The organism is Pseudomonas sp. LBUM1658, assembly GCF_059716055.1.
The window spans coordinates 4,333,635-4,345,848 of record NZ_CP166798.1 but is presented as its reverse complement, the minus strand read 5'-3'; the positions used below and the strand labels follow the sequence as shown (position 1 = coordinate 4,345,848).

The window sequence follows — 12,214 nt, the reverse complement described above, 5'->3', positions numbered from 1 at the left end:
GCCGACAACCGACTTCCAGCGAATGTCAGTATGGAAGAGTAAGGAACGGACTACCTATATCGCGAGCAAGCTCGCTCCTGCATGGGGCAGGGCGTGGATCAATGAATGCCGTGGTAAGCGTTGCGGATGATCTTTTCGATGTCCGCGGCGGTAGTCAGGCGCGGATTGACCAGTACGTTGCCGCTGCGCATGGAGTCGCTGATCATCTGCGGCAGGTACTCCAGATCGACGCCCAGATCCTTGATGTTGTCCGGGATGCCGATGGCTTTGTTCAGCGCCACCACGTGGTCCACGACCTTGTGACCGGCCTGTGCAGGGCTCAGGCCGTCGACGTCTTCGCCCATGGCGATGGCGATCTCGCGAAACAGTTCCGGGCAGGCGGCGAGGTTGTATTCGATGACGAAGGGCAGCAGCGTGGCATTGGCGATGCCGTGAGGGATGTTGAACACGCCGCCGAAGGTGTGAGAGATGGCGTGGACATTGCCCAGTTTCGATTGGGCGAATGCCACTCCGGCGAGGAACGAACCCAGCAGCATATGTTCTCTGGCGTGCAGATCGGAGCCAGTGAAAAACGCCTTGGGCAGGTGCGTGCAGATCATCTTTATCGCTTGCAGGGCCAGGGCCTGGCTGACCGGGTTGGCTTGTTTGGAGACGTAGGATTCGATGGCATGGGTCAATGCATCCATGCCGGTGGCGGCAGTGATTGCCGGTGGCAACTTGAGGGTCAGCTCGGCGTCGAGTATGGCGGTTTTCGGAAACAGCGCCGGGCTGACGATCACGGTCTTGAACAGGGTTTGGGTGTTGGTGAAGACCGTAGAGGCGGTGCATTCGCTGCCGGTGCCCGAGGTGGTGGGAATGGCGAATATCGGCAGCGGCGGATGCAGCAGCTTGTCGTAGCCTTCGTAGTCCAGGATGTTGCCAGGGTTGCAGGCCATGGCGGCCACGCCCTTGGCGGTGTCGATACTGCTGCTGGCAGCCATTACCGCGACCGAACGTCCCACCAGCGTGCGCTGGCGGATATTTCTCATCATGTTGTTGCTGATCGCCATCAACTACATCGACCGCGCTTCGCTGTCGGTGGCCTTGCCGATGATTTCCAGCGAATTCCAGTTGCCTCCGGCGCTCGAAGGTTTGATGCTCAGCGCCTTCTTCTGGTCCTACGCCTTGATGCAGATTCCCGGCGGCATGCTGCTGGACCGCTTCCAGACCCGCCGCGTGATTGTTATCGCCACTGTTGCCTGGGGCTTTTTCCAGGCGCTGGCGGCCGGTGCGCACAGCTGGGTCACGCTATTGATCACGCGCATGGGCCTGGGGGTTGCCGAGTCACCGATCATGCCCGCCGGGGCCAAGCTCAACGGTGCCTGGCTGACCCCCAATGAACGCGGTCGCGGTGCGGTGCTGGTGGACGGCGGAGCGCCGCTGGGCAGTGCCTTCGGCGCGATTATCATTGCCGGGCTCATTGGCTTGTTCGACTCCTGGCGCATAGCCTTTGTCATCGCCGGCGTCGGCACGATGCTGGCGGGAGTGCTGGCCTGGAAATACATCCGCAACCATCCCGGCGAACACCCGGGGGTGAACCCCGCGGAGCTGGCGCACATCACCGAGGCCAATGCCGCGGTCAGTCATTCAGGCGCAGTGCGCAGCATTGCGTTCAAGGAGCTGCTCAAGGATCGCTCGGTACTGGCGATGTTCGCCGGCTACTGCTGCATACTCAGTGTGTTCTACGGCTTGCTGACCTGGATGCCGAGTTACCTGCACCAGACCCACGGCCTGAATATCTCAAGCATGGGCGGCGCGACTTTCCTGATCTTCATGAGCGGCTTCGTCGGCGAGCTGATCGGTGGCTACCTGGGTGATAAATGGAAGGCCAGCGGTGCGTCGCCCAACCTGGTAATGCGCAGCATGTTCAGCGGTTCCGCCCTGGTGGCGGCGCTCTGCATGTTGGTGGTGGCCTACACCACCGAGGCCGGCCAGGCGATCGGGTTGTTGTGCGTGGCTATGTTCTTCATTCGCTGGTGCGGCATGTACTGGTGCATCCCGTCGAATCTCGGCGGCACCTCGAAAACCGGGGTGCTGGCCGGTACCATGAACTTCTGCGGCAATATGGCCGGGGTCATAGTGCCGATCCTGATAGGCCTGATCGTGCAGTTCACCGGGTCGTATTTCCTGGTGTTGATCTTCTTTGTGATCATGGCAGTGCTGCTGGCGGTTTTTTCCAGTCTGATCGACTATCGGGAACGGGGACTGGCTTGAGTGGCGCAGGCTGATCAGATGGTGCTGGCCGTTGCAGCAACAAATTGGGTAGACACTGTTTAAGCGAGCGGGCATCACACCTTGCGGTGCGGCTCCCAGTTATGCGGCAGCAGTTCTCCGATCGTACTCATTTTCTGCGTAGGTAGCCGCTCCAGTACGTCCTTCAAATACTCATACGGATCATGCTCATTGAGCTTGGCCGACTGGATCAGACCCATCAGTGCAGCCGCGCGCTTGCCACTGCGCAACGAGCCGGCGAACAGCCAATTCGAGTGAACTATTGGCCAAGGGCGTATCTGGCTCGCAACCCAACTATTGTCGATGGGCACGCGCCCATCGTCGAGATAGCGCATCAACGATAGCCAGCGTTTCAGGCTGTAGTCCAGCGCTTTGGCAATGGCCGAACACGTCGGCACCAACTGACGTTGAGTGATCATCCAGGCCTGCATGGCATCCATTATTGGCGCCGCTTTTTCCTGGCGTAATTGTTGACGTTGATCCGGCTCCAGGCCGCGTACCTCGCGTTCGATCTCATAGAGCTGCGCGAAGTAGGGCAGTGTCTGCTCGGCAATCTTGCTTTTGTTTGTGGCGTGCAGGTCGTAGAACTTGTGGCGAGCATCGGCCATGCAGGCGATTTCGGTCACTCCGCGTTCAAAGCTGGCTTTGTAGTCGGCGAAATTGTCGCAGACCAGCTTGCCTTGCCAGTCCTGTAAAAAAGCGTGGGCGTGTTCGTCTGCACCGCTAAGGCTGAAGTCATATACGACGGCACTTATGTCGGAAAACAAGGTGGTGGCGTAGGCCCAGACGTGGGCTCGGTGGGTTTTCCTCGAGCCCGGAGGGAACCTTTGTACCGGCGTTTTATCGGCATGCAGCACGCTGTGCTCAAGCACCACATCGCGCAAGGCAGCAACCAGCGGCTGCAATTGCTCATTGCAGGCGCCGACCCAGTGAGCCAGGGTCGAGCGCGGGATCGCCAGGCCGGCCCGGCGAAACATTATCTCCTGACGGTAGAGCGGTAAATGATCGGCGTACGTGGCGATCATTATCTGAGCCAACAGCCCGGCGGTCGGGATACCCTTGTCGATGACATGGGGCGGGACCGGTGCCTGGGTCAAGGTTTCGCACTGATCGCACACCCATTGGCCTCGGATATGACGCTTGACGGTGAATATGCAGGGTGTGTATTCGAGTTTTTCACTGACATCTTCGCCGATGCGTTTGAGAGCGCAGCCGCAATTGCATAGGGTGTCATCGGGTTCGTGATGGGCCTGCGTGCGTGGAAATTCTGCGGGCAGTGCTGTGTGCCCGGGCTGCTGGCGAGTGAATGATACGGCAGACTCCGGTGCCGAGGCTTCAAGTTCGGCCTCAATGGTGGCGAGGTCGCTCTCCAGCAAATCATCCAGGAAACTGAGAGGGGTGGGGCTGAACGACTCGGTTCGCTTGGCGAAGCGCTGATAGGTGAGCAGGACGATTTCGTGGTTGAGCTGCTGGTTAAGTGTTTTGTGGTGCAGCACCGCTTTATCCAGACGTTCGAGGTCCTGGATCAATTGCGCAGCCAGGCTGCGCAATTGTCCGGCGTCGAGTTGATCGAGAGAAGGGGCTGAAATCATGTCGACCATTTTGCCAAAGCAATCGATGCCCGGCGACTAGCCGAACGGCTAGGTGCGAGTCGGTTTGTAGCGCGATGAGTAAGCTTGTTGCCCCCTCAAACAAGACACAGCTTGAAGCCTATAGCCCAGTCGCCGGCGACCCAGGCCGTTGTTTGAATCGACTGGGCTTTCTGGTCGGGAAACTCGGGGTTAATTCAGACCCTCTTTAAAGACCGAGTACGTTGGCGCCTATGCAAGGATCGATTGCCCGTTCAAGTTTCCGATCATGCACGATGACGGTGATCTCCATCGAGCCGGTGGTCACTTCAAAGTCCAGGATGTGACCGCCATAGGCCTGAAAAGAACTGTCGCCGGCAACGCCGTGCATATGAATGGAAGGTTGATCTTTTTTCCAGGCGAGGGAGCCGGTAATACTGGCCATTTCCACATTCTGAAAGATCCTCGAATCAAAATCCTTTTTGTCCTTGTTCCAGAAGCCAAAGGTAACGTTGCCGAACCCGATGCCGGCCAGGGAGGCGCTTGGAATCTTTTCGGCAATAGCCAGTTTGGTCAGCTCCTTGAACGCGTTATCGCCCATGCGCAGGACCAGCAGATAACCGCTGGGCGTCTTGGTGTAGCGCGGAGCGTCGGATACACATTGCAGGGGCGCGGTAGCCGCTTGCGGTTGGGTGGCAGCCAGTGCGTGCGGTGAAGTCAGTGGATTCATCAAGATCCCTACGGTGGCTGCCACAATCAGAGTTGGCCACCCGTTCCGCGAGTTTGCTTTGGTTGTCATGTTTGTTTCTCTTGTTATTGTTTTTTAGGTGCAGAAAACCTGCGATGTTTTTTCGAAGTTGTATTGTTAAGGTCGAGCACCTCCCGCTACTTGAAGCAACAAGTAGTCATATCGCCGATGGATCAATAGCGTTACAGGTTCAACCCGGGAACCCGAGTTACAGCAGCGGGATGCTGTAGCTGACGATGAGCCGGTTCTGTTCCTGGTTTCTCGCGGCTTCGCTGTTGGACTTGCCGTTACGCCAGCCGAACCCGACACCCTTGAGTGCTCCCGACTGCAGGACGTAGTCCAGGCTGATGTCCCTTTCCCATTCCTTCTGGTCATCGCCGGACGTGGTCTTGATATTGTCCCCGGACAGGTACATGACCGAGGCTTTCAAGCCAGGCACACCGAGGGCGGCAAAGTCATAGACGTACTGCCCGAAAGCCGTGCGCTCGCCGGCGCGGTTGAAGCTCTGGATCATACGGTCGGTGTACAGGTACAGGCTGGTGCCCCCGGCACCTTTGTCTGCCAGGCTGCCCTGATTGAGCTGGGTGAAGTTGCTGCCGTCTGAAACGCTTTGGTAGCCCGCGGTGATCCCATGCCCCCCAAGGGTGTAAATCAGTGCTGCGCTCCAGGTACGGTTGTCGATCTCGCCATCGCCGTTGCGGGTGAAGCCACTGATTCTGTAACCGGAGGTGCCGGAGCTGTTTTCGCCTGACGAGTCGGTCTTGAAGTAACGCAAGTCGGTTTTCAGCAACTGAGTGTCCGAGAAAACCAGGGTGTGGATCAGCCCGAAAAACTGCTGGGTGTAGTAGTTTTCGAGGTTGGCGTAGTAGTACTGCGCGGTCAGGTCCTTGGTGACCTTCCAGTCGCCCCCGGCAAAGTCGAACTGGTTGCTTTCGCGGGTACCGCCAGCAACGGCCAGCCCGGTCCGGTCGCTCGAACCACGGCCGGTTGCATGTTCGATACGACCGCCAGTCAGGGTCAGGTTCTTGAACTCGCCCGAGGTGATCTGGCCGCCTTCGAAGGTCTGTGGCAGCAGGCGTCCATCGTTGGCAACGAGGATCGGCAGTTTCGGAATCAGGGTGCCGTAACGCAGTTCGGTCTTCGACAGTTTGACTTTGCCGGTCAGCCCCAGGCGGCTCCACTCATCGACGGCGCTGTTGTCTGTGTCCGAAGGAATCATGCTGCTGCCGACGTGACGACCTTTGCCGCTGTCCAGAGTAACGCCCAGCAGGCCCAGGGCATCGACGCCAAAACCAACGGCGCCATCGGTGTAGCCGGACTTGTAATCCAGCATGAAACCCTGGGCCCACTCCTCGGTTTTCGAAGGGGCTGCGGCGCCATCGCGGTTGTCGTTATTGAAGTAGAAATTTCTCAGCCCCAGGGTGGCTTTGCTGTCGCTGATAAAGTCGGCGTGGGCCTGGGAGGCCAGGGCTGCACCCAGACCGCCCAGCGCCAGGGTTACCGCAAGGTTTCTATTGCTTTTCAATCTGTGCTCCGGTTTTTGTAGTTTTAATGGTGGATGACAGGACACAACAAAGCTCATTGCGTCTTATAAGGTCGCGCGGCTGCTGGCGCCGTCCACCAGGCGGGCAATGCCCAGCGGGTTGGCGTTCTTCAGTGCATCGGGCAGCAAGGCGTCCGGGCAGTTCTGGTAACAGACCGGGCGCAGGAAACGGTCGATGGCCAAGGTGCCCACCGAGGTGCCGCGCGCATCGGAGGTCGCCGGGTAGGGGCCGCCATGAACCATCGCATCGCAGACTTCCACGCCGGTCGGGTAACCGTTGAACAGCACGCGGCCGACCTTCTGTTCAAGCAGCGCCAGCAGGTCGCCATGGGCCTCCACTTCGGAATCTTCGATGATCAGGGTTGCGGTCAGCTGGCCACGCAAGCCTTGCAGGGCCTGGATCAACTCGGCCTTGTCGGCGACTTCGACGACGATAGTGGCCGGGCCGAACACTTCCTCCTGCAGCAATTCGTCACCGCTGAGCAGCAGGCTGGCATCGGCCTTGAACAACTGTGGACGGGCCTGGTTACCCTGTTGCGCGGCACCCGCCAGGTGGCTCACGCCGTTGTGTTGGTGAAGGTTGTCCAGGCCATGGCAGTAACTTTTCAGGCCCCCGGCGTTGAGCATGGTCTGCGCTGGTTGCGCGCCCATCAGCTCGGCAAAAAGCTCAAGGAAGGCCGAGAATTCCGCCGAGCGGATGCCCACCACCAGGCCGGGATTGGTGCAGAACTGCCCAGCGCCAAGCACCACTGAAGCGGCGAGCTCGGCGGCGATTTTCTCGCCGCGCGCTTTGAGCGCTTCAGGCAGCAACACCACCGGATTGATACTGCTCATCTCGGCGAATACCGGGATCGGTTGAGGGCGAGCTGCGGCCATATCGCATAGGGCACGACCGCCGCGCAGTGAGCCAGTGAAGCCGACGGCCTGGATCAGCGGGTGCTTGACCAGGGCTTCGCCGACGCTGCCGTAGACCATGTTGAACACACCCTTGGGCATGCCGGTCTTGTCGGCGGCGCGGATGATCGCCTCCGCCACCTGGTCGGCTGTCGCCATGTGCCCGCTATGGGCTTTGAACACCACCGGGCACCCGGCGGCGAGGGCGGCGGCGGTATCACCACCGGCGGTGGAAAAGGCCAGCGGGAAGTTGCTGGCGCCGAACACGGCGACGGGACCCAGGCCGATGCGATATTGGCGAAGGTCCGGGCGCGGCAAGGGCTTGCGCTCGGGCAGCGCGCTGTCAATGCGCGCGCCATAGAAGTCGCCACGGCGCAACATCCGGGCGAACAGGCGCATCTGGCCGCTGGTACGTCCCAGCTCACCCTGGATGCGGCCGGGGGGAAGCGCGGTTTCCCGGCAGACGATGGCGACGAAAGCCTCATCCAGAGCATCGAGCTCAGTGGCAATGGCATCGAGGAATTCGGCACGCCTGGCTGCCGGAAGGCTGCGCAAGGTGATATGCGCGGCAGCGGCGGCTTCGGCGGCGGCGTTTACTTCATCCGTGGTTGCTTGAAAGAAGTGGTAGGGCAGCACTTCGCCGGTACTGGCGTCGTGGCTCTGGAGGATGACCGCGCCGGCCGAGCGGCGAGTGCCGCCGATGTAATTCTGTCCTGAAATTTCAAACATAGGGATACCTGCATGGGGTGTTAAATGGGCTTTTCTGTTCAGCGAGAACATGCTCGTTGGCCCGTCAGGCCAACCGATACAGGCGTCGGGCGTTGTCGTGAAAGAGCGCGAGCCGATCGACGACAGACATGTCCCTGACGATGCTTTTGAAACCATCGAGAATGGCGCTCATGCTGTTGACGACACCGTCAACCGGATAGTTGGTGGCGAACGCACAACGGCTCGGCTCGACTATCGAAATCGCGTCCCGCACGATGGGCGCATTCGACTCGACGGGCCAGGGTTGGCCCGGCACGCAGATGCCCGAGATCTTCAGCGCCACGTTCGGCTCGCGCGCCAGCAGCGCCAGGGCAGCACGCCAACCGGCGAGGCCCTCGGGCGAGCGATCGGAAGGCAGTGCGGTATGGTTGACGATGATGGTCACCTCGGGAAAATCCCGCGCCAGTTGCGCCGCTTCCGGTAGATGCCACCAGGGTGCTTGCAGTTCGAAGTGCAGGCCGTGTTCGGCCAGTCTGGCGTAGCCGTCACGCCAGCGGGTGTCGGCCATGGACCCTGGAGCTGCGAAGCCTTCGGTCCATTCCTGGCGAGTGGTTACCGTGGGTTTGTGGCGCACACCCCGTACCAGCGGGTGCGCGCCATAACCTTGCAATAGCTCGACTACGTCGTCGCGATCCAGCCAGACCTGCGCGACCATGGCCGCCAGGGTCGGTTCGTCTGCTGCCAGTGCCTCCACCCATTTCACTTCATCGGCTGGAGTCGCGGGGTCCCACTCGCCCTCGATGACCACGGTCTGGACGATCCGATGGGCACCCGCCTGGCGACGGTAGTCGGCGGGCAGGAAGTCCTTGCAGATCGCCGAATAATCACCGTATCGAAAAGGTCGTAATGGACGGTCGCGCAGCCATGGATAGTAATTCGCGGCGACGTCGAAGTAGTGCTGATGGGCATCGACGATCGGCAAGTCGGCATCGTCGCCAGTGGCGAGGAATCGTGCGCGCCAATCCACATCCGCGCCGGTTTCAGTAGGGATCTCGTAGGTCATTTGGGGTCGTCCAGGCGATAGAAACGATGGGCATTACCGGCTAAAACCGCTTCCTGCGCGGCACGCCCCCAAGGCTCGAGCATGGCCGCGACACCGTCGGCGATTGTGTCGTAGGAGGCTCGCAGGCCAGCGACCGGAAAATTGCTGGCAAACATGCAGCGTTCGTAGCCGAAGATCTCCACGGCCGTGCGCACCACCACGCAGTTGTCGGCGTAGTTCCAGGGCGAGTCCTTGAGCCCGAACTCCGAGAGCTTGATATGCACATTGGGCTGACGCGCCAGTGCCTCCAGCCCCTTGCGCCAGCGGTGCATGCCCTCCGGGCTGCGGTCCCAGGCAAAACCGCTATGGTTCAGCGCGATCGGTATCTGTGGAAACAGCGCGGCGACCTCGGCAGCCTCGGCCAGATGCCAGGGCGGAACCCGCAAGTCCCACGAGAGGCCGTAGCGGGCGAGCCGGGAAAAACCCTCGAGCCACGCCGGGTCCTGCATTGTTCCTGGTGCGCCGGTCACCGAGATGTCGGGAGCAGGGGAGGTTACCGGCTTGGAACGAATGCCCCTGACCAGGGGACGAGCTGCCTGGGCCGCAAGGATCTCTTCGCTGTCGTCACGATCGAACCATGCGTGCGCGACAATGGCATTCGGAAAGCCGTAACGGGCATTCACCTGCTCGAGCCATTGGGTCTCGGCAAGCTGTTCGTCCCGTGCACGCTCCGCCTCGACATGGACGGTACCGATCAGGCGCTGGTTTGCAGTGAGGGCGAGAAAGTCCTGCGCCAGGAAATCCCGGCACAGGGCGTGATAATCGCCGAGGAAAAACGCCTCGTGATAGTCGTCCTGTAGCCACGGATAGCGCCCGCACTTCAGGTCCCACAGATGATGATGAGCGTCGATCAGCGGAAGGGCAGCCTCGCTGGCGAGGTTCGGCAAACCGTTGCGTTCATGCAGGGTCATCATGATGCTCGCCCCGTCCGTTACAGCGCTGCGCCATAGCGGGAAATGCCCGGGACTTCGTCCAGGGCATCACCGGCCACTGCCGCAGCGGCTTTGGCTTGCACGCGGCTGCGCAACTTGGCGACATTGACCACCACCCGGGTATGCGCCGCGGTGGCGACCAGCTCCATGTCGTCGCGGACCTCTACGTTGAAGGTGATACTGCGTCCTTCGATGCGCATGACGGTGGCCACAATGTTGACCGACATGCCGAGCAGCGTGGCGCCGACATGCCGGATGTCGACTGCCGCGCCGACGGTGTTTTCGCCCTCGTCCAGGTAGTCGAGCAGGAAGTCGAGGCAAACCCGTTCGATGTCATCCACAAGCCGTGGCGTGGCATAGATGCGCAAGTCCTCGCCGAGGAACGAGATGGTGCGTTCCTGGTCGACGGTCAAGCGATGCTCAGTCGAGGTGCCGGTTTCAAGCGTGGATATTTTCATCAAGAGCCTCGTGATCGAGTGGCCGAGACCCTTGCTGCGGGTCACGGACAAAAAGTGTCAGAAAGGGGGCCGGGCGGCTCAGGCCGTCGGCAGGAAACCAATGGATATCCAGGGGACGGCGATCAGCACGGCGAGGGCAACGACCAGCGCACCGAGGTACGGCCAGACCCGGCCCATGGCTTTGCCCGGATCGACTTGGGCGATGGCGCAGGCGGCGTAGAAGCCCACCCCGAATGGCGGCGCGAACAAGCCCAGGCCCATGGCAAAGATTGCGACCATCGCGTAGTGGACTTCATGGATGCCCATGGTATGAGCGATCGGAAACAACAGCGGTCCGAACAGCACGATGGCCGGAATGCCCTCAAGAAAGCTGCCGAGCAGGATGAACGCCACCGCCGAGATGATCAGGAAACCCAGCTGTCCACCGGGAGCGGCCGCCATCAGTTCTGCGAGCTGATGAGAGAATCCCGACTGAGTGAGCGCCCAGGCCATGGCCGTGGCACTGCCGATGATGATCAGGATTGCCCCTGACAGCGAAGCCGTGGCGACCAGGATCGGATAGAGGCGACGCCAGTCAAAACAGCGGTAGCACAGCAACCCGACCACGAAGGTATAGGCCACGCCCAGGGCCGCCACCTCGGTGGCCGTAGCGATGCCTTCGACCACCGCCGTGCGAATCACCACCGGTAATGCCAACGCCGGCACGGCGATCAGCAGTGCACGGCCGATTTCCCGACCTGTTGCACGTTTGCCGGTAGAGGCGTCGCGCTTGCGGTTTTTCCACCAGACCACGGCGGCCATGGCAATCGCGCCCACCACCGCAGGCATGAAGCCGCCGGTGAACAGCGCCGCGATCGATACGCCGGTCACCGAACCGATGGTAATCAGTACCAGGCTTGGCGGAATGGTTTCGGACATCGCACCGGAGGCGTTGAGCATGGCCACCAGTTCGTTTTCGTCTTCGCCGCGTTTTTTCATTTCCGGAAACAGTGCCGGCGCGATGGCTGCCATGTCGGCTGCCTTGGAGCCGGAGATACCCGAGATGAGATAGATGGCGCCGATCAGTACATAGGACAGCCCACCGCGCACATGGCCAATCAGCGAGCAGAGGAAGCGGATCATGGCCCGCGCCATCCCCATCGCCTCGATCAGCGCACCGAGAAACACAAACAGTGGAATCGCCAGCAGAATCAGGCTCGCCATTCCCTCATCCATGCGTCCGACAATGAGGGTCATGGGGGTGTTGGTCATGGTCGACAGATAGGCGACCGTTGCCAGACCGAAGGCGACCATGATCGGTACGCCGAGCATGATCATGCTCATCACACCGATCACGAAGAAAATCACCAGGTTCCAGTTGCCGATCAGGCTCATGACCCCTTGTGCCGACCACAGCAGCCCCGCCAGCGAGGCCAGTATTGCGACGGATACGGAAAAGTCGATCAGTCGCGCAGCGATCATCAACCGTGCCGCGCAGGTCATCAGCATCAGCGTCAGGCCGACCGCAATCGCCGAAACGCGAAAGGCGTTAGGGATCTCGAGCGCGGCCGTGGTGATGATCCACTCGTCACTGGCGTACTCCCAGGCGGGCGAGAACAACATGACAATGAAGGTGATGACGATCACCGCACCGAAGGTGTCGACGAAGGCCCGTCTACGTGCCGGCAGCCAGGCGACGAAGGAGGTGAGGCGCATGTGCTCACCGCGGCGCATGGCAACCACCGAGCCGAGCATGGCCAGCCAGAGGAACAGCAGCGCTGCCAGCTCATCGCCCCAGACCAGCGGTTGATTCAGTGCATAACGACAGAACACGTTGGTGAACAGCAGGCCGACTTCGGCGACTACGAGCAACGCTGCACTGCCCTCCGTCAGCCAGCGCAATCCCGTATCGAGAGAGCGCCCGAGGCGAAATACGGCATGTTGCGGTCTGAATCCGTCACTGGAGGAAACGTCCGTCATTGGAATCTCGGTTTTCATGACAATTTCTCCG

General features: G+C 60.7%; 10 protein-coding genes. 1 reads left to right on the top strand and 9 read right to left on the bottom strand.

The features are described 5' to 3' along the window. Nucleotides 1–98: 98 nt before the first annotated feature. The gene (locus tag ACA064_RS20100) at nucleotides 99–1,049 is read right to left on the bottom strand and encodes an iron-containing alcohol dehydrogenase (protein ID WP_497669687.1); all 951 of its coding nucleotides are present in this window, start codon (nucleotides 1,047–1,049) and stop codon (nucleotides 99–101) included. On the opposite strand from ACA064_RS20100, the gene ACA064_RS20095 reads away from it, so the two are divergent. Continuing rightward, the gene (locus ACA064_RS20095; RefSeq protein WP_497669686.1) at nucleotides 934–2,253 is read left to right on the top strand and encodes an MFS transporter; all 1,320 of its coding nucleotides are present in this window, start codon (nucleotides 934–936) and stop codon (nucleotides 2,251–2,253) included. The genes ACA064_RS20100 and ACA064_RS20095 overlap by 116 nt on opposite strands. Nucleotides 2,254–2,327: 74 nt before the next feature. Here the strand turns inward: ACA064_RS20095 and tnpC are convergent, their stop codons facing one another. The 8 genes from tnpC to ACA064_RS20055 all read right to left on the bottom strand — a co-directional run bounded on the left by tnpC (nucleotide 2,328) and on the right by ACA064_RS20055 (nucleotide 12,201). Next, nucleotides 2,328–3,863, bottom strand: a complete 1,536-nt coding sequence (gene tnpC, locus ACA064_RS20090; RefSeq protein ID WP_497669685.1) for an IS66 family transposase — start codon at nucleotides 3,861–3,863, stop codon at nucleotides 2,328–2,330. A gap of 205 nt (nucleotides 3,864–4,068) precedes the next feature. After that, nucleotides 4,069–4,638 (bottom strand): PPC domain-containing DNA-binding protein, encoded by a 570-nt coding sequence (locus tag ACA064_RS20085; RefSeq protein WP_497669684.1) that lies wholly within the window; start codon nucleotides 4,636–4,638, stop codon nucleotides 4,069–4,071. A gap of 157 nt (nucleotides 4,639–4,795) precedes the next feature. Beyond that, entirely contained in the window at nucleotides 4,796–6,112 is a 1,317-nt protein-coding gene (locus ACA064_RS20080) for an OprD family porin (protein WP_497669683.1), read from the bottom strand. Between the two features lie 63 nt (nucleotides 6,113–6,175). Then, entirely contained in the window at nucleotides 6,176–7,753 is a 1,578-nt protein-coding gene (locus ACA064_RS20075; protein ID WP_497669682.1) for an aldehyde dehydrogenase (NADP(+)), read from the bottom strand. Between the two features lie 64 nt (nucleotides 7,754–7,817). Next, nucleotides 7,818–8,795, bottom strand: coding sequence for an amidohydrolase family protein (locus tag ACA064_RS20070; RefSeq protein ID WP_497669681.1), 978 nt, complete (start codon nucleotides 8,793–8,795; stop codon nucleotides 7,818–7,820). Further along, nucleotides 8,792–9,748 carry an amidohydrolase family protein gene (locus tag ACA064_RS20065; protein ID WP_497669680.1) on the bottom strand — a complete coding sequence of 319 codons (957 nt, stop codon included), beginning with the start codon at nucleotides 9,746–9,748 and terminating at the stop codon, nucleotides 8,792–8,794. Before ACA064_RS20065 ends, ACA064_RS20070 begins: the two co-directional genes overlap by 4 nt. Before the next feature lie 17 nt (nucleotides 9,749–9,765). After that, nucleotides 9,766–10,224 (bottom strand): thioesterase family protein, encoded by a 459-nt coding sequence (locus ACA064_RS20060; protein ID WP_497669679.1) that lies wholly within the window; start codon nucleotides 10,222–10,224, stop codon nucleotides 9,766–9,768. Between the two features lie 78 nt (nucleotides 10,225–10,302). Then, entirely contained in the window at nucleotides 10,303–12,201 is a 1,899-nt protein-coding gene (locus tag ACA064_RS20055) for a TRAP transporter large permease (RefSeq protein WP_497669678.1), read from the bottom strand. Nucleotides 12,202–12,214: the final 13 nt, after the last annotated feature.

Excerpts from the sequence above, each read along its gene's own strand:
- ACA064_RS20095 (WP_497669686.1), top strand. The coding sequence starts at position 934 with ATGGCGGCCACGCCCTTGGCGGTGTCGATACTGCTGCTGGCAGCCATT.
- ACA064_RS20100 (WP_497669687.1), bottom strand. The coding sequence starts at position 1,049 with ATGGCGATCAGCAACAACATGATGAGAAATATCCGCCAGCGCACGCTG.
- tnpC (WP_497669685.1), bottom strand. The coding sequence starts at position 3,863 with ATGATTTCAGCCCCTTCTCTCGATCAACTCGACGCCGGACAATTGCGC.
- ACA064_RS20085 (WP_497669684.1), bottom strand. The coding sequence starts at position 4,638 with ATGACAACCAAAGCAAACTCGCGGAACGGGTGGCCAACTCTGATTGTG.
- ACA064_RS20075 (WP_497669682.1), bottom strand. The coding sequence starts at position 7,753 with ATGTTTGAAATTTCAGGACAGAATTACATCGGCGGCACTCGCCGCTCG.
- ACA064_RS20070 (WP_497669681.1), bottom strand. The coding sequence starts at position 8,795 with ATGACCTACGAGATCCCTACTGAAACCGGCGCGGATGTGGATTGGCGC.
- ACA064_RS20065 (WP_497669680.1), bottom strand. The coding sequence starts at position 9,748 with ATGATGACCCTGCATGAACGCAACGGTTTGCCGAACCTCGCCAGCGAG.
- ACA064_RS20060 (WP_497669679.1), bottom strand. The coding sequence starts at position 10,224 with ATGAAAATATCCACGCTTGAAACCGGCACCTCGACTGAGCATCGCTTG.
- ACA064_RS20055 (WP_497669678.1), bottom strand. The coding sequence starts at position 12,201 with ATGAAAACCGAGATTCCAATGACGGACGTTTCCTCCAGTGACGGATTC.